Source organism: Kitasatospora sp. NPDC059088, from assembly GCF_042738155.1.
Lineage (GTDB): Bacteria > Actinomycetota > Actinomycetes > Streptomycetales > Streptomycetaceae > Kitasatospora.
This window is the reverse complement of sequence record NZ_JBHYGR010000096.1, coordinates 1-16767: the sequence shown is the minus strand read 5'-3', so window position 1 is coordinate 16767 and position 16767 is coordinate 1. Positions and strand designations below refer to the sequence as shown.

Genomic DNA, 16767 nt, shown 5'->3' with positions numbered 1-16767 from the left:
CTGTTGTGGCGTGCCGCGCGGGGGTGGTGCTGTGGTGGGGGTGTGGGTTGGCTGCGGGTCTTTGGGGGGGCGGGGGGGGGGCCCGGGGGGGGCGCGCCCCCCCCCCCCCGCGGCGGTGGTGTCAGCGCTTGATGGCGACGCCGCCCCAGTAGTAGGCGGCCTTCGGGTCGGCCGGGGGCTCGCCGTCGGGGCGCCAGGCGAGGACGGGGGAGAGACCCGGCTCGACGAGGTCCCAGCCGTCGAAGAAACGGAGCACGTCGTCGTAGCCGCGCGGGACGAGGGTCATTCCGCCGGCCCGGGCCGCTTCGGCGACCTTGCCGACGGCCTCCGGGGCGAAGTCCGCGGTGGGGGTGGTGAGGGCGATGCAGCTGCCGGCGGGCAGGGCGTCGCGCAGGGCGGCCACCCGGCCCCAGGGGTCGTCCTCGTCGGCGATCAGCATCAGGACGGCGATCATCAGCAGGCCGACCGGCTGGGTGAGGTCGAGGGTGGAGGTGAGTGCCGGGTCGGAGAACAGTTCCTCGGGCTTGCGCAGGTCCGCGTGGATGTAGGTGGTCCGGCTGGCCGGGCTGGAGACCATCAGGGCGCGGGCGTGGGCGAGCACGATGGGGTCGTTGTCGACGTACACGACGCGGGTGCCCGGGCTGACGGCCTCGGCGATCTCGTGGGTGTTCGGCGAGGTGGGGATGCCGGTGCCGAGGTCGAGGAACTGGCGGATGCCGTGCTCCCGGGCGAGGTGGCGGACCGCGCGCCCCTGGAAGGCGCGGTTGGCCTTGGCCATCTCCTTGACGCTGGGCACGGCCTCCTCGATGGCCTGGCCCATGGCGCGGTCCGGCGGGAAGTTGGTCTTGCCGCCCAGCCAGTAGTCGTAGACGCGCGCGGAGTGCGGAGTGGTGGTGTCGACGCCGAAACGTTCCCACTGGCTCAGCTCGACGGCGTCCTCGTCCTGCGGGCCCTGCTGGGGGAAGTCCTGACTTGTCGTCATGGCCACGTCCTCTGATGGCAGATCATCACACTGGGGAAGGCACAGCGTAGCGGCCATGGGGGGAATGAGGGGAAGGGGTGTCGGTAGGTCGGTGGGATGGGGGTGCTGTGGGCTGTCGGAGTGGTGATCGGCGCCCGGGGGGAGGGGTGCTGGCCAGCGGGGCAAGCATCCAGAATGCTGTCTGATCGTCAGATTACTTCTTCGGTGACCACTCGGGTCACCTCGCGCAGGCTGCTGATGGTAGCGGCCGGGATGTCGTTGCTCGGCGGTGCCGCCGCCTGCAAGAGCCCCTGGGGTAACGGGGGTGTCGCTGCTCCGGAGGGGGTGACGGAGGTGCTGGCGACGGAGGTGCCGGGGGCGCCCGGGGCTTCGGTTTCCTCGCCGACGCCCTCGCCGGTGCCGCCGTCCGCCACTCCGTCGGCGAGTCCGGCGGCCAGTGCGGCGCCGAGTGTCCAGCCCGTCCGCAAGGTGCTCAGCGATGCGGAGAGCAAGCCGGTCTACGACCTGGACCCGGCCCAGCGGGTGGTGGCGCTCACCATCGACGACGGGCCGGATCCCAAGTACACGCCCCAGGTGCTGGCCCTGCTCCAGCAGCACGGGATCCGGGCGACCTTCTTCCTGATCGGCGAGAACGCCGTCGAGCACCCGGCCCTGGTGAGGGAGATCGCCGACCGGGGCCACCACATCGCCAACCACACCTGGACCCATCCGGACCTGCGGCACATGTCGGAGAGTCAGGTGCGGGACGAGCTGGAGCGCACCAGCGACCTGCTGCACCGGACCACCGGGCGGCTGCCCACCTGGTTCCGGGCGCCGGGCGGGGACTTCTCGCCGGTGTCGCTGCGGGTGGCCGCCGAGATGGGGCTGCGGAACATGGCCTGGTCGATCGACCCGAGGGACTGGTCCCGGCCGGGGACGTCGTCGATCATCGACACGGTGCTGAAGGAGGTGCGGCCGGGTTCGATCGTGCTCAACCACGACGGGGGCGGGGACCGGTCGCAGACGGTGGCGGCGCTGAAGGCGTACCTGCCGGTGCTGATCGACTCGGGGTACCTGTTCACGGCGCCGCCGAATTGACAGTAAGAATGTCGGAGAATCGGAAGGCTGGGGTTGGTAGCGGCTTTTTCTCTAAACCACTCGAATGGGTGGATTAGGAGAACCGTTTCTTCGGATTTCTGGCCTCTAGGGTGATCTCGCACCAATTCATCAGGTACCTGACGGGTGCCACCTGAAAGGCTTTTCGACCATGCGTATCCGCAATGCCGTACTCGCCGTCGCCAGCGCCGTCGCCCTCGTCGTCTCCGTCCCGATGTCGGCCAACGCCGCCACGGGTGACTTCCTCTACAAGGTCGGCCCCGGTGTTCCGGCAGGGCTCGCCGACCCGGAGAGCGGCAAGTGCATCGACCTGTTCGGGGCGACCGAGGCGGACCCGGCGTTCGCCCCGGAGAACTTCACCAACTCGACGGCGACGGTCTTCCTCGACTTCGACTGCGCGGGTGACGTCTTCTACGTCATGAACCCCGGAAAGAAGCTTGGCAACCGGTTGAAGCTGCGCTCGGTCGTGTTCTCCTGAGCCGGGTGGCTCGGGCCGGACGGTCGGCGTAGCGTCGAACTGTCCGGCCCGGTCGCCGGTGCGGTGGCCCGGGCGGAGTGAAGGAGGTCCGGGGATGACCGGCGACGGCTACGCGCATCCTGAGGCACTGGTCCGCACCGAGTGGCTGGCCGACCATCTGGACGACGGGACGGTCCGGGTGGTCGAGGTCGACGAGGACGCGGGGGCGTACGAGCGGGGGCACATCCCCGGGGCGGTCGGGTGGGACTGGACCGTCGATCTTCACAGCCAGGTCGGGCGGGACTATGCCGACCGGGAGGGTGTCCAGCACCTGTTGCGGGCGGCCGGGGTGGAGGAGGACACGACGGTCGTCTTGTACGGGGGCAACAACAACTGGTTCGCCGCGTACGCGTTCTGGCTGCTGCGGCTGCGGGGGTACGGGCCGGTGCGGTTGTTGGACGGCGGGCGGAAGAAGTGGGAGCTGGAGGGGCGGGAGCTCACCCACGAGGTGATGGACTACCAGCACTCGGGCTACCGGCTGACCGGGCCGGAGCGGCCGGAACTGCGGGCCCTGCGGGACGAGGTGCTGGCCAAGGCGGAGGTGTTCGCCAAGCCCGGTGCGGACGCGGTGCTGGTCGATGTCCGGTCCCCGGCGGAGTTCCGCGGGGAGCTGATCGCGCCGCCGCACCTGCCGCAGGAGCAGGCCCAGGTGCCCGGGCACATTCCCGGGGCGGTCAACGTGCCCTGGTCGCAGGCCGCGAACGACGACGGGTCGTTCCGCTCGGCGGAGGAGCTGCGGGCGCTGTACGGCGGCAAGGGGGTCGGGGAGGAGCGGGAGGTGATCGCCTACTGCCGGATCGGCGAGCGGTCGGCGCACACCTGGTTCGCGCTCACCGAGCTGCTGGGGTACCCGCACGTCAAGAACTACGACGGCTCCTGGACGGAGTACGGCTCGCTGGTGCGGGCGCCGGTGGTGCTGGGGGCCTGAGGGGGCCTCGGGGGCGGTGCGGTACGGGTGGGGCGGGTGACGGGGGTGGGGCGGCGTGATTTCGGCGCGTTTCTTTTCATGAACATCTCACAATTGGGGAGTGGACTGCGGGCTGCCGGGACAAGGATCGATCCGACCCATCGATCCGGTGATCCTGGAGGACCACGTTGCGCAAGAGGCTGATCGTCTCCGCCGCCAGTGCCCTGAGCCTGTTCCTGGCCGTCCCCGCCTCGGCCGCCGACTTCCAACCCGGCGCGGCCGGGATCGGCGACCCCTACTACCCGACCTACGGCAACGGCGGCTACCGCGTCTCCCACTACGACATCCGGTTGAAGTACCAGCCCGCGACCGACGAGCTGGAGGGCACCACCACGATCCTCGCCACCGCGACCCAGGACCTCTCCCGGTTCAACCTCGACTTCGCGCTGAACGTCTCCGAGGTGCTGGTCAACGGGCGGGCGGCGGCCTTCGCCACCAGCGGTGAGCAGGAGCTGGAGATCACCCCGGCCCGGCCGCTGGCCAAGGGCAGCCAGGCCACCGTGGTGGTCCGCTACAAGGGCGTGCCGTCCACCGTGAAGAAGTACGGCTTCACCGCCTGGCACCGCACCCCGGACGGCGCGGTGGCGGCCGACGAGCCCGAGGCCGCGTGGTGGTGGTACCCGAGCAACGACCACCCGAGCAACAAGGCCACCTACGACGTCTCGGTGCTGGTGCCGGACGGCAACCAGGTGATCAGCAACGGCGTGCTGACCGGCACCAGCTCGAAGGCCGGCTGGACCCGCTACAGCTGGCGCGAGAACAAGCCCCAGGCGACCTATCTGACGACCTTGGCGGTCGGGAAGTTCGACATCACCACCGACACCACCGCGAGCGGGCTACCGGTCTACAACGCGTACAGCAAGGACCTCGGCGAGAACGCGGACGCCGCCCGGGCCAGCGTCGAGCGCACCGGCGAGCTGGTGGACTGGCTGAGCGGCTACTTCGGCGACTACCCGTTCAGCTCGGTCGGCGGCTACGTGCCCAACGTCCCGACCGGCTACGCCCTGGAGACCCAGACCCGGGTCTTCTACAGCCCCAAGCAGTTCGCCAAGGGCACCAACACCTCGGTGGTCGTGCACGAGCTGGCCCACCAGTGGTACGGCGACAGTGTCTCGGTCGCGCACTGGAGCGACATCTGGCTGAACGAGGGCTTCGCGAGCTACGCCCAGTTCCTCTGGTCCGAGCACGAGAACGAGGGCACCGCCCAGGAGCTGGCCGACTACATCTACGCCTCGCACCCGGCCGACGACCCGTTCTGGAGCGTCAAGCCGGGCGACCCGGGTGCGGACAACCAGTTCTCCAACGCGGTGTACGACCGGGGCGCGGTGGCCATCCAGGCGCTGCGCAACACCGTCGGGGACGAGAAGTTCTTCAAGATCCTCAAGGGCTGGCCCACCGAGCGCAAGTACGGCAACGCGACCGTCGCGGAGTTCCAGGCGTACGCGGAGAAGGTGTCCGGGAAGAAGCTCGGGGACCTCTTCAAGACCTGGCTGTTCACTCCGGGCAAGCCGGCCGTCGGACCGGTGGTGCCGGGGGCACCGGCCGCCGCTTCGCTGGCGCCGGGGGCGCGGGACGACGTCAAGGCGCTGGTGGAGCCGAAGTCCTGGAAGAAGATCCAGGACGCCCACTCGGTGCACGAGCACTGACACCCGGTGGGGTGAGGTGACGGGCGTGGCCCGGCCGGTGGGCCGGGCTACGCCGCTCCGGGGCCGTCCGCCGCGAGGAGTTCGGTGAGGCGGCGGACGGCGAAGGGTATGAGCTCGCGGACCGGGACCAGCCGGCACGGCGCGTCGCCGACCAGCACCTCGCGGATGCCGGCCAGCTCCTCGAACTCCCGTCCCACGACCGGGAAGTGGGTGTCGTTGTCGTTGCCCACGTCCGGGGTCTCGATCCACACCCGCTCGCCCTGGATCGCCATCGGGAAGCGGCGGAGCTTGAGCCGGCGGTTCGGGGCGAAGGTCTCCGCGTAGTGCAGGAAGGTGTTGCGGTTGTGTCCGACGCCGACCAGCAGCACGTACCCGCCGAGGTCGTGCAGGGCGCCGAAGGGCGACTCCCGGCCGACGGCCCAGCCGAGCGAGCGGCGGGCGGTGACCTCGCGGGCGTGGGCGCCGACGGCGGCGACCGAGGCCTGCGGGTGGGTGCTGCGCAGGCTCTCCGGCAGGCTGCGCAGGGCCTCGGCGATCGCGCCCATCGGGGAGGGCAGTCCGGGGTGGAACAGCGGGACGGCGGCCCGCAGTTCGGCGATCTCGGGGGTGGGCCGCCCGGCGTGGTCCGGTGCCGGGTCGCAGACGACGGAGCCGGTGAAGGCGGGCGTGGCCACCGTGCCGCCCGGCCCGACGGCCTCGCGCAGGCTGGCGACCACGGCCGCCGCCCCGCCCTCGACCCGGCCGAGGCTGGAGAGCGAGGAGTGCACGATGACCTCCATGCCCGGGCGGACGCCGACCCGGTGCCAACCCTCCACGAGGTCGGCGGCGGTGAGCGGGCTGGTGCCCGGTGTGGTCATGGTCCCCCCCTGGTGGTGGTGCGTAGGGCTGATGGGCGTGCTGGTGCATTCGTACCGGTGTGGTGCGATTGTTCGGGCCCGACCCTAGCGGGTGGCACTGACAATCGGTCAGGAGGGGGGTGCCGTGCGTCAGTCCACGGCCCCGGAGCCCGTCCGCTCCGGGGCGCTGGTCAGCGGGCGTCGTGTGCGGCCAGGACCAGGGCCTCCTGCTCGGGGGTGAAGCCGTGCCCCAGCGGCGGTTCGCCGCGCTCGCGGTCCCAGGCGAGCACGTCGGCCGCGGTCACCGCGAGCGGGGTGGCGGGCAGCCCGGCGGCGCGCGCCCGGGACGGGTCGCGCTGCTGGCCGGGCCAGAGGGGTTCGGCCCGGACCAGCGGGAAGAACGGCGGCGGGGCGGTCTCCGGGGGGACGGGCACGAGCTCGATCCCGGTGCCCGCGACCTCGGCGCAGGTGGCGATCAGGCCGCCCAGGGTGGTCGGTTCGGCCGGGCCCACGGCGTGGAAGGCGCCCGGTCGGCCGTCCTGGAGCAGCCGGAGCACCAGCCGGGCCAGGTCGCGCGAGTCGACCACCTGGACGGGCTGTTCGGGGCGCCCGGGCAGGGCGATCCGGCCGCCGCGGGCCGCCCGGCGGGCCCAGTACGTCAGTCCGCGCTGCTCGTCGTGCGGCCCGGCCACCTTGCCGGGGCGCACGATCGTCGCCCGGTCGCCGTAGCGGGCGGTGACGTCCTGCTCGCAGGCGACCTTGAGCCGGCCGTACGTCTCCTCGGACAGCTCCTCGGCCTCGCGCAGCGGTGCGCGGAGCGGGGCGGACTCGTCGGAGTGCGGGGCGAGCCCGGACCGTTGGTAGACGGCGTGGCTGGAGACGAAGAGGTAGCGGCCGACCCGGTCGCCGAGGGCGGTCATGGCCTGGTCGACCTGGCGGGGGCGGTAGCCGGTGACGTCCACCACGGCGTCCCACTCGCCCGTGCGCAGGGCGGCGTAGTCGCCGGTGTCGCGGTCGCCGCGCAGGTGGCGGGCTTCGGGGAAGAGGCCGGGGTTGGTCCGGCCGCGGTTGAACAGGGTGACCTCGGCGCCGCTGCGCAGGGCGTCGGCGGCGATCGCGCGGCCGACGAAGGAGGTACCGCCGAGTACGAGGATCCGCATGGATTCCAGGGTAGGGCCCGGGGTCAACCCGTTTGTGCGGTCTCCTCGTGGGCGCACCGCCCCCGGTGGTCGGGGGCGGTGCGGGCGGGGCCGGGTCAGCGGTGGGCGGCGGCCTCGGTGAGGATCAACTCCTCGATGCCGTAGAGGAACCGTTCCATCGCGGGGCGGGGGAGGACGGCCGGGTCGGCGGTCATGGCGAGGCTCAGTGCCTCGGGGGACTGCAGGGCGTCCAGGGCGTAGGTCAGGCCCGGGCGGGGCTCGAAGTCGACCGGCCAGCTGAGGGTGGTGCCCTCGTCGCCCGGGGCGTGTGCGGCCGGGAGCAGGTCGCGGGTGTCGTTGAAGACGCAGGAGCGGTCGGCGAGCGGTACGCCCTCGGCGGAGAGCTGCTCGACCTCGGCGGCCAGGGCGAGCTTGTCGTAGTAGGCGTGCCGGTAGGTGCCGATCGCGGCGGAGTGGGTGCGGCGGACGACCTCGCCGAACTCGGCGGTGGCGTCGGGGAGGTGGAACAGTCCGTCGCCCGCGACCACGCTCACCGCGTTGGTCAGCTCGGGCAGGAAGCGGTTGTTGACCACGACGTTGAGCACGGCCTCGGTGGTGCCGGCGAGGCGGGCGGTCATCGTGGCGGTCGCCGCCAGCAGGACGGAGGAGGTGCTCACCCGGTGGGTGGCGGCGACCAGTTCGACCGCGCCGGGCAGGGCGGGGGAGCGCAGGACGGCGTTGGGGAAGTCGGCGGGGTGCTCGGTCGCGGGCGGCTCCGGGAACAGCCGGGGCGGGGCGAGGCGGAGCTTGCGGACGAACTGCTTGCGGGCGCCGGTGTCGCGCTTGCGGCCCCGCTCGGAGGTCTGGAACTCGGCCTCCTCCAGGGGCTGTTGGGCGGGTGTGCGGAGCCCGGCGAGTTGGCTGGGGGAGTGCCCGAGGCTGAGCGCGGTCAGGTCGGCGACCAGGCGGTTCATCCCCGCGCCGTCGACGGCGGTGTGGGAGAGCGCCAGGCTGATGTGCCGGGCCAGGCCGTCGGCCGTCACCACGCCGACCCGGAGGGGCCACTGGGTGGCGGTGTCGAAGGGGCGTCCGGCCAGGTCCCGGTGCAGTCGCTCACCGGCCTCGGTCGGGTCCTCGCCGTCCGCCAGCGGGTGCACCTCGACGGTCAAGGTGCCGTCCGGGTCGACGACTTGGCGCAGGGTGCCGTCCGGGGCGGGCAGCAGTCGGGTGTGCAGCGAGTCGTGCAGGTGCAGCAGTCGGCCCAGGGCGTCGAGCACTCCGGGCAGTGGCAGGCCCGGGTCCAGCGGGGCCGCGGTGGCGATGGTGTAGCGCGGTACGTCGGCCGGGGGGAGTCGGCGTACGGCGTCCCAGATGGCCCGTTGGCCCCAGGTGGCCGGTCCGGTTCCGGACCGGCCGGACGAGAACGCGATCTCCAGCAGTTGGCGTGTGGTCACCGTGTGGCTCTCCAGGGTGCGGTCGTTCGGTGCGTCGGTGCCGGTGCGTCGGGAGCGCGGGTGCTGCTGGGGAGAGTGTGGCGCACGGTCCGCCGGGCGTCGAGGGGGTGGCCGGCCGGCGGGCGTCCGGTATGCGGGACCGGGGTTCCATGACTATCTCGACATGAAGTATCTTGATGTCGAGATTGACGGTGGACGCGAAACGAGGACCTGTCATGCGGGGGAACGGACTGTGGTCGCAGCTGCGGCGGCCGCCGGGCGGGCGGGACGCCCGCATCATGCTGCTGGCCCAGGGCGTGGACCGGACCGGCACCGGGGTGTGGGCGGCCGCGTCCGTGCTGTACTTCACCTATGTCTGCGGCATGGACGCCGGGCGGCTCGGCCTGCTGCTCGGGGTGGGCGCGGTGGCCGGGATCATCGGTTCGCCGCTGTCCGGACGGGCCGCCGAACGCTTCTCGGTACGCGGGCTGCTGATCGGCTGCCACCTGCTGCGGGTGGCCACCATGGCGCTGCTGCTGGTGGTCCAGGACTTCACCGCGCTGCTGGTCTCGGTCGCGCTGACCTGCCTGGCCGAACGCGGCGCCAAGACCCTGGAGATGCTCTTCGCCACCCGGGTCGCGGGCGAGCGGCGGGCCACCTACCAGGCGCTGTTCCGCAGCGTGGCCAACGGCGGCTACGCGGTCGGGACGGGCGTCGCGGCGATCGGCCTGGCGTTCGGCACCACCACCGCGTACCGGGCGCTGATCGTGGCCAACGCGCTCTCGTACCTGCTGGCCGCCGCCCTGATCCGGCGCACCGAGGAGCCGGCCGGGCGCGGTCTGGGTGCGGCGGAGGCGGAGGCGGAAGCGGGGGCGAAGGCGAAAGCGGAGGCGTCCGCCGCCGGGGGCGGCGCCGTGCCGAGCCCCTGGCGCGACCGCGGCTACCTGCTGTTCGTGCTGCTGGACCTGCCGATGTGCCTGGACGACTCCGTGCTCAACGTCGGCCTGCCGCTCTGGCTGATCCACCACACCGACGCGCCGCACGCCGTGGTGCCGGCCTTCCTCACCCTCAACACCGTGCTGGTGGTGGTGCTCCAACTGCGCGTCTCCGGTTGGGCGGAGCGGCCGGGCGGGGCGACCAGGGCGGTCGGCTGGTACGGGGTGACGCTGCTCGCGAGCTGCCTGCTGATCGCGCTCTCCACCGGCGGCGGCCCGCTGACCGCCTCGCTCGCCCTGCTGGCCGCGGCCGCGCTGGTCACGCTCGCGGAGCTGATGCGCTCGGTGAGCTCCTGGGAGCTGGCGGTCAGCCTGGCGCCGCCGCGGGCCCGGGCCTCCTACCTGGGGGTGGCGGGGATGTCCCAGTCGGTCCAGAAGTCGGTGGGGCCGATGCTGCTGACCGGCGTGGTGATGGCCGCCGGCCCGGTGGGCTGGCTGGCGCTCGGTGCGGCGTCCACCGGGCTCGCCGCGCTCCAGCGCCGGGCCAGCCTGCGCCGCCTCGCGGCGCTGGCGGTGCCGGAGCGGGTGCCCGTGGCGGTCGGCTGACCGCCACGCGGACCGCGGGGGCAGCCCGCCCGCCGCGATCCGGCCGCAGCGGGCGGGCCGTTCAGGAGGCCGGAACCTTCGAGGGCTCCCGTACCTCCTCGACGGGGGTGCGCGCCCGGAGGGTGCCGACCAGGAGGGCGCCGGCGAGGGCCGCGGCGCCGGTGAGGGAGGCGAACACGGTGGAGGAGGTGGCGATCCCGGCGGCGTCGCTCAGGTAGCCGGTCAGGATGGGCAGGATGCCCGCGAACAGGTAACCGCCCGCGCTGAGCGCCGCGTTGGCCTCGGCGAGCCGGGTCGGGACGACTTCCGTCCCCAGCCGGGAGAAGCCGCCGTACTGGCCCATGCCCTGCCCGACGCCCGCGGCGACCGCGGCGAGGGTGAGCAGGGCGAGGGAGTGGGCGCGGACGGCGGTGGCGGTGCCGAGCATGGCGACGCCGGTGACGACGCCCGCGATGGTGAGGATCCGCCCCAGCGGCAGGTTCCGGATCGCGAACTGGACGCCGGTGGAGGCGCCGAACATCATGAAGCCGATCCCGCCGGTCACCAGCCGGTTGCCGGTGTGCAGCAGGGAGGCGAGCAGGATCGGCCCGAGCGCGAGCAGCAGGGACGTCCCCGTCATGCCGGGGATGTAGACCAGCAGGCTGGTGGCCAGGCCGCGGCGGTTGACCCGGGGGACGGACGGCAGGCGCAGCCACCCCGGCGCGGGTTCCTCCCGGGAGACCGGCACGGGCGGCAGGTGGAGGGTGTACACGACCGCCAGGGCGGTCAGGAGCAGGACCCCCTCCAGGACGAAGACGGTGACGGTGGGGGCCGTCCAGTACTGCGAGACGCTGCCCCCGAGCAGGGGGCCGGCGGCCAGGCCGGTGCCGATGGCCACCGATCCGGCGAGGACCGCCTGCGGGCGCCGCCCGGGGCCCCCGACGTGGGAGACCGCCGCGGTGCCGGCCGAGAGCACCGCGCCGACCGCCACGCCGGTGAGCAGCCGCGCGACGATCAGGGTCAGGACGTGGGTGGCCGTCATGAACAGCGCGCAGGAGACCAGTCCGGCGACCAGGGCGGGGGCCAGCACCCGGCGGGTGCCGTACCGGTCCGCCAGGGCGCCGGTGAACGGCAGGGCGAGCAGCAGTCCGCCGATGTACGCGGCGAAGATGACCGTCGTGGTGCCGGTGGAGAAGCCGATGCGGTCCTTCCAGAGGGCGAGCAGCGGGGTGGGGATGTTGGACAGCATGAACACGGCGGTGATCGGCCACGCCGCCGCCCACACCGCCCACCCCGGCGCCTGGGACCGGCCGTTCACAGCTCGCGCAGGAGCGGGAGGAGCTCCTGCGCGGTCCGCCGGACCGCGTCGCGGTAGGCGGCCTCCGTCAGCTCGGCGGTGGGCAGGCGCAGGATCAGGTGGCGGGCGCCGTTCTTGACGTACTGGTGGAGCCAGTCGGCGACCTCCTGCGGGGTGCCGCCGAAGATCCCCTGGGTGGTGCGCATGGTGGTGAGCGGGAGGCCGTAGTAGGCGCGGAAGTACGACCAGAGGGTCTCCTCGGCCTGCTCCCGGGTGCGGTCGACCGCGACGGAGAGGTAGACGGAGCCGGTGACCGCCTCGGCGGGGCGGCCCGCCTCCTCGCGCGCGGCGGTGACCTGCTCCCAGCCCGCGCCGTAGTTCTCGGGGGTGGTGGAGGTCGGCATCCAGCCGTCGAAGCCGCGGCCGGCCCGGCGCAGCATCTGGGGGCCGGAGTGGGCGATCCACAGCGGCGGGCCCTGCGGCTGGTGCGGCAGGGGCAGCAGGGCGGCGTCCTGGAGCCGGTAGTGCTTTCCCTCGTAGGAGACGGGCTCGCCGCGGGCGGCCCAGAGTGCCTGGCAGATCTCGACGGTCTCCCGCATCCGCCCGAAGCGGGTGGCGAAGTCCAGCCCGTAGTTGGCGAATTCGCGCTCGGTCGCGGGGGAGGCGAAGCCGGAGCCGATGCCGGCGATCACCCGGCCGCCGGAGATCCGGTCCAGGCAGGCCAGTTCGTGCGCCAGGTGGACGGGGGCGCGCAGCGGCATCAGCACGGCGGTGCCCAACTGCACCCGCTCGGTGGCCGAGGAGGCGGCGGCGAGGGCGAGCAGCGGGTTCATCCGGGAGCGGGCGAGCGGGGATTCGCCGGCCCAGATCGAGTCGAAGCCGGACTCCTCGGCCAGGGCGGCGATCGAGGCGAGGTTGGCCGGGTAGGGGCCCTCGTCGACGACGGCCTCGCGGCCGGGCAGGACGATGCCGACCTTGAGGGCGGTCACTGGTCCCACCCCACGGCGGGGACGAGGCCCTCGATCTCGACCAGGAGGTCGTCCCGGCAGACGGCGACGTTGAGGTACTTCACCTCAGTACCCAGACCAAGTGTCTCCTCACAGACAGCGCGTACCGCCGGAACATCGTCTTCATGTCGCACGTAGGCCTTGATCATCCGTAGGTCCTTGAGGTCGTGTCCCGCGTCGATGCCCTGGGCCGCGAGGTTCTCGCGGGAGATCAGGTGGGCGATGTTGTCCAGGGTCTCCCGGGTCTGGCGCCGCACGTCGCCCGGGTGGACGGTCTCGTGGCCGAGGATGGACGCGGTGCCGGAGACGTAGAGGGTGTCGTCCAGGAGCGTGGCGCGGGCGAAGCTCGGCGACTTGGGACCGTACTGGTCGGGGTAGTGGTAGGCGGAGGTCTGCCGGCTGTTCTCCAGGTGGCGGGGCACGCCTCTTCTGGTCGCCAGCAGGACGAAGGCTATGCCGCGGCCCTGGGTGCCGATCCCGGTGGCGGCGGGGAGTTGGGCGGTGGTGTCGCCCATGTAGGTCTGGAAGGCCTGGGCGCGGCCCTGGACGAAGTCCCGGTAGACCTCCATGCCTTCGGCGTTGGCGCCGAGGATGTCGCCGACGAAGTTCCACATCCGGAAGACGTGGCCGTAGTCGAGGTGGTTGACCAGGGCGAAGGCCTTCTCGTACATCTCCCGCACCGGTGGGGTGTAGACCGACTGCTCGGGCAGGAGGCCGGCGACGAAGAGGTGTCGGCCGTCGTGGGCGTAGGCGCTGTCCTCGCGCAGGACCCAGCGCGGCCGTTCGGCGACGGTCCACACCTCGCGGAAGGCGTCGCCGTTGGTGACCGCCATCGGGATGGTCAGGTCGGGGTGGCCGTGCTCGACCCGGGTGAGGCCGGTGGCGGCGCCGTAGGTCACGGTGGCGAGGACGTGGCGCCCCGGCTCCGGGGACGGCGGCTGGGCCGCGGAGGCGAAGTGGGCACGGATGCTCATGTCAGCAGGTTCCTTCGGTGCGGCAGGCGGCGCCGTCGTCGGCGACGTCCTGGTGGGCCTGCGCGTCGAGGATCGCCCCGCGCAGGTGCTGGGGCTCGGGACTCCCTCGAAGCGGGTGTCGCCGATGGGGACGGGGGCAGGAGCGGGGTGTGGCGGGGCCGAGGCGGCCCGCGCTCCTGCGGTGGCGCTGAACAGGCAGAATGTTTGCTTGTACGTGCAATGAACTGCGCTTGGGGGACCCACGGAATAAAAATCGGGGGCGCCAGGATCTTGCATGCGCATGTACTCTTCTGTCAAGCAACACCTCTGCAAGGGAGGCATTTATGGCAACCTCACCGCACGCGCCGCTGCGCAGCTCCGACCAGGCAGCCTGGGGGCGGGTGCTGACGCTCCATTCGTTCGTGGAGCGGGAGCTGGCCCTGGCGCTCCAGCGCCAGCACGGGATCGGACTGTCGGAGTACCGGTCCCTGGAGCACCTGCACCACTCCTCGACGAGCGAGCTGCGGATGCAGGACCTGGCCGACCGGGTCGGCCTGGGGCAGTCGTCGGTGACCCGGCTGGTGGGCCGGCTCGAAACGGCCGGCTTCGCCTTCAAGGACCTGTGTCCTTCGGACAAGCGCGGGGTCTACGCGGTGATCACGGACGAGGGGCGCCAGCGCTACCAGGCGGCGCGGGCGACCTATGCGGAGGTCCTCTCCTCCGCGCTGAACTCCTTCACCGCAGACCCCGAACTGGGCCCCACGGTCCAGGCCCTGCGCGCGACCCAGGTCTGACCCGTCGCCCCCCGGCGCGGCACAGTGGTCCGGTCCCGGGCTCCCCCCGGTCCCGGACGGCTGTGGCGCGCCGGCGTGGCGCCTCCGCCCGCCCATCCCGGCCCCGAACGCATTCCGCGTTCGGGGTCTTTTGCTTGGTCATGCAAGTCTGGTGGTCTGCGTCACACCCACTTCGGCAAGTGCATGCTTGACCAAGCATGGACTTCGCCCGGTACGGTCTTCCTCGACACCGCACGAATTCGAACAGCCGATCGGTACCCGTTACCGGCGGCTGAGCCGACCGCGAGGAATCCCGCCGTGCCATCGTCCCGCTTGGCCGAGACCGTCGCCGCCCACGGCGACGAGCGGCCCCACCACATCGCGCTCCACTTCAACGACCAGGCCGTCACCTACGGCCGGCTGAACGACCTGACCCGCAGTCTGCGCAAGCACCTGTCGGCGCTGGACCTCCCGTCCGGCGGCACGGTGTGCGTGCCGGCGCACAAGAACCCGCAGACCGTCGCCCTGCTGCTCGCCGTCGCCCAGGAGGGCCTGGTCGCCCTCGCCCCCTCCCCGGACCTGGGCAGTGCCGCACTGGAGCGCCTGGCGCAGCAGGCCAGGGTCTCCCACCGGCTCACCGCGACCGCCGACGGCGCGCTCGCCGCGGCGCCGGTACCGGCGGACGAGGCCGAGGCGACGGGCTTCGCGGTGGCGGACCCGGCCCGGAGCAGGCTGCTGCTGACCACCTCGGGCTCGACCGGCACCCCCAAGATCGTGCCGATCGAGACCGCCGGGTTCGACGCCTTCGCCGACTGGGCCGTCAGCGAGTTCGCGCTGTCCGCCGAGGACACCGCGCTGTCCTACGCCCCGCTCAACTTCGACCTCGCCCTGCTCGACATCTGGACCTTCCTGCAACTGGGCGCCACCGTCGTCCTGGTGGAGCAGCAGCGGGCCACCGACGCCGCCCACCTGGCGGGGCTCGCCGCCCGGCACCGGGTCACCTTCGTCCAGGGCGTGCCGATGGTGTACCGGCTGCTGCTCGACCACGGCGGCACCTTCCCCGCCGTACGCCACGCGATCTTCACCGGTGACCGGATGCCGGCGGACCTGCTCGCCAGGGTCGCCCCCGCGTTCCCCGGGGCCGCCTTCCACAACGTCTTCGGCTGCACCGAGACCAACGACTCGTTCATCCACCGGGTCGACCCGGCGGCGACCGGGCCGATGCCCGTCGGCCGCCCCATCCGGGGCACCGAGGCCGTGGTCGTCGACTCCGACGGCCGGCGCCTCGCCACGGTCGGCACCGGGGAACTCCTGGTGTCCACACCCTTCCAGACCACCGGCTACCTGCGCCGGGAGCTCAACGACGCGGTGTTCACCCAGCTGGACGGCCGGGTCTTCTACCGCACCGGCGACATCGTCACCCGCAACACCGAGGGCCTCTACTTCCTGGAGGGGCGCGCGGACTGGCACGTGAAGGTCAGGGGCGTGCGCACCAACCTCCAGGAGGTGGAGACCGTGATCGCGGCCCACCCCGACGTCGCCGAGGCCGTGGTCGTGCCGCTTCCCGACCCGGAGGCCGGTGTCCGCCTGCACGCCCACGTCGCCCAGCGCCCGGGCAGCGCCCTCACTACCCTGGGCCTCCGCGCCCACCTGGGGCGGGAGTTGCCGCGCCACGCCATCCCGGCCTCGGTGCACCTCACCGCCCTTCCGCTGCCCCGTACGTCGACCGGAAAGCCCGACCGGAACCTGATCAAGCAGACCCGTCTGAAGGAGACCACCGCATGAGCAGCACCGCCATAGCCGCCGAGGTCCGCGCCTACGTGGTGGACCAGTTCCTGGCCGGCGAGGACGTATCGGACCTCACCGGCGACTACGACCTGATCGAGTCCGGAGTCATCGACAGCCTGGGCCTGGTGCGGATGCTCGCGCACTTCACCACGGCCTACCGGATCCCCGTCGACGACATCGACTTCGGCCCGGACGACTTCCGCACCCTGGACGCCATCGCCGCCGTGATCACGGAGCACAGCCCGGCCGTGGCCGCCTGACCACCCCGCAAGAGCCGCCCCACCCCGCAAGAGCCGCACACCCGCAAGGCCCGTACCTCCGCAACACCCGTAGTTCCCACCCTATTCCGAAGGAGAACCACAGAGATGTTCACCCGCAGCCTCGATGATGTCGCCCCCGTCGAGTGGGGCAACGGCCTGAGCACCCGCCTGCTGACCAAGAGCGACGGGATGGGCTTCGCCGTCGCGGACACCCTGGTGCGCAAGGGCACTTCCAGCGCCCTGCAGTACCGCAACCACCTGGAGGCCTGCTACTGCATCAGCGGCTCCGGTGAGGTCGTGGAGCACGACGGTACCCGCCACAAGATCGTCCCGGGCACCATCTACGTCCTCAACCAGCACGACCCGCACCACCTGGTGGCCTCGGCCGACGAGGACCTCCACCTGGTGTCGATCTTCAACCCGCCGATCAACGGCGACGAGAAGCACGTCCTCTCCGAGGACGGCTACTCCCAGTACTGAGCCGCCGATCAGCCGGCGCCCCACCGCCGGCCGGTCGAACCGGTCCCGGCGCGGAGCCCCGCACGGCTCCGCGC

At 72.4% G+C, this 16767-nt stretch carries 17 protein-coding genes; 9 read left to right on the top strand and 8 right to left on the bottom strand.

The genetic code is table 11. From position 1 onward, the window contains the following. Positions 1 to 121: 121 nt before the first annotated feature. The gene (locus tag ACFWXO_RS32400) at positions 122 to 982 is read right to left on the bottom strand and encodes an SAM-dependent methyltransferase (protein ID WP_375894951.1); all 861 of its coding nucleotides are present in this window, start codon (positions 980 to 982) and stop codon (positions 122 to 124) included. A 188-nt stretch (positions 983 to 1170) separates the two neighbouring features. After that, complete coding sequence (locus ACFWXO_RS32395; RefSeq protein ID WP_380528344.1) at positions 1171 to 1473, bottom strand: hypothetical protein; 303 nt, start codon at positions 1471 to 1473, stop codon at positions 1171 to 1173. On the opposite strand from ACFWXO_RS32395, the gene ACFWXO_RS32390 reads away from it, so the two are divergent. From ACFWXO_RS32390 to ACFWXO_RS32375, 4 genes are all read left to right on the top strand, one after another. After that, entirely contained in the window at positions 1451 to 2059 is a 609-nt protein-coding gene (locus ACFWXO_RS32390; RefSeq protein ID WP_375894945.1) for a polysaccharide deacetylase family protein, read from the top strand. The genes ACFWXO_RS32395 and ACFWXO_RS32390 overlap by 23 nt on opposite strands. Before the next feature lie 169 nt (positions 2060 to 2228). After that, on the top strand, positions 2229 to 2555 hold the full coding sequence (locus ACFWXO_RS32385; RefSeq protein WP_380528342.1) for a hypothetical protein: 327 nt from the start codon (positions 2229 to 2231) through the stop codon (positions 2553 to 2555). Positions 2556 to 2649: 94 nt separating this feature from the next. Then, the gene (locus tag ACFWXO_RS32380; RefSeq protein WP_380528340.1) at positions 2650 to 3522 is read left to right on the top strand and encodes a sulfurtransferase; all 873 of its coding nucleotides are present in this window, start codon (positions 2650 to 2652) and stop codon (positions 3520 to 3522) included. 167 nt (positions 3523 to 3689) lie between these two features. Further along, on the top strand, positions 3690 to 5207 hold the full coding sequence (locus tag ACFWXO_RS32375) for a M1 family metallopeptidase (protein ID WP_380528338.1): 1518 nt from the start codon (positions 3690 to 3692) through the stop codon (positions 5205 to 5207). A gap of 47 nt (positions 5208 to 5254) precedes the next feature. Here ACFWXO_RS32375 and ACFWXO_RS32370 read toward each other — a convergent pair whose 3' ends face one another. The 3 genes from ACFWXO_RS32370 to ACFWXO_RS32360 form a co-directional block, all read right to left on the bottom strand. Then, complete coding sequence (locus tag ACFWXO_RS32370; RefSeq protein ID WP_380528337.1) at positions 5255 to 6064, bottom strand: aminoglycoside N(3)-acetyltransferase; 810 nt, start codon at positions 6062 to 6064, stop codon at positions 5255 to 5257. 170 nt (positions 6065 to 6234) lie between these two features. Continuing rightward, entirely contained in the window at positions 6235 to 7203 is a 969-nt protein-coding gene (locus tag ACFWXO_RS32365; protein ID WP_380528335.1) for an NAD-dependent epimerase/dehydratase family protein, read from the bottom strand. Positions 7204 to 7298: 95 nt separating this feature from the next. Then, the gene (locus tag ACFWXO_RS32360) at positions 7299 to 8636 is read right to left on the bottom strand and encodes a condensation domain-containing protein (RefSeq protein WP_380528333.1); all 1338 of its coding nucleotides are present in this window, start codon (positions 8634 to 8636) and stop codon (positions 7299 to 7301) included. Between the two features lie 215 nt (positions 8637 to 8851). Here ACFWXO_RS32360 and ACFWXO_RS32355 point away from each other — a divergent pair, with 215 nt between their 5' ends. Next, positions 8852 to 10156, top strand: coding sequence for an MFS transporter (locus ACFWXO_RS32355; protein WP_380528332.1), 1305 nt, complete (start codon positions 8852 to 8854; stop codon positions 10154 to 10156). Between the two features lie 61 nt (positions 10157 to 10217). Here the strand turns inward: ACFWXO_RS32355 and ACFWXO_RS32350 are convergent, their stop codons facing one another. The 3 genes from ACFWXO_RS32350 to ACFWXO_RS32340 form a co-directional block, all read right to left on the bottom strand. Beyond that, on the bottom strand, positions 10218 to 11384 hold the full coding sequence (locus tag ACFWXO_RS32350; protein ID WP_380528330.1) for an MFS transporter: 1167 nt from the start codon (positions 11382 to 11384) through the stop codon (positions 10218 to 10220). 65 nt (positions 11385 to 11449) lie between these two features. Further along, a complete protein-coding gene (locus tag ACFWXO_RS32345) occupies positions 11450 to 12421 on the bottom strand; it encodes an LLM class flavin-dependent oxidoreductase (RefSeq protein ID WP_380528328.1) in 972 nt (323 codons plus the stop codon). Beyond that, the gene (locus ACFWXO_RS32340; protein WP_380528327.1) at positions 12418 to 13413 is read right to left on the bottom strand and encodes an FkbO/Hyg5 family chorismatase; all 996 of its coding nucleotides are present in this window, start codon (positions 13411 to 13413) and stop codon (positions 12418 to 12420) included. Before ACFWXO_RS32340 ends, ACFWXO_RS32345 begins: the two co-directional genes overlap by 4 nt. A 323-nt stretch (positions 13414 to 13736) precedes the next feature. Here ACFWXO_RS32340 and ACFWXO_RS32335 point away from each other — a divergent pair, with 323 nt between their 5' ends. From ACFWXO_RS32335 to ACFWXO_RS32320, 4 genes are all read left to right on the top strand, one after another. Further along, the gene (locus ACFWXO_RS32335; RefSeq protein WP_375894915.1) at positions 13737 to 14186 is read left to right on the top strand and encodes a MarR family winged helix-turn-helix transcriptional regulator; all 450 of its coding nucleotides are present in this window, start codon (positions 13737 to 13739) and stop codon (positions 14184 to 14186) included. 297 nt (positions 14187 to 14483) lie between these two features. Beyond that, on the top strand, positions 14484 to 15950 hold the full coding sequence (locus ACFWXO_RS32330; RefSeq protein WP_380528325.1) for an AMP-binding protein: 1467 nt from the start codon (positions 14484 to 14486) through the stop codon (positions 15948 to 15950). Then, on the top strand, positions 15947 to 16213 hold the full coding sequence (locus ACFWXO_RS32325; protein ID WP_375894910.1) for an acyl carrier protein: 267 nt from the start codon (positions 15947 to 15949) through the stop codon (positions 16211 to 16213). The genes ACFWXO_RS32330 and ACFWXO_RS32325 overlap by 4 nt, the downstream gene beginning before the upstream one ends. A 105-nt stretch (positions 16214 to 16318) precedes the next feature. After that, a complete protein-coding gene (locus ACFWXO_RS32320) occupies positions 16319 to 16693 on the top strand; it encodes an ectoine synthase (protein WP_375894907.1) in 375 nt (124 codons plus the stop codon). Positions 16694 to 16767 lie beyond the last annotated feature (74 nt).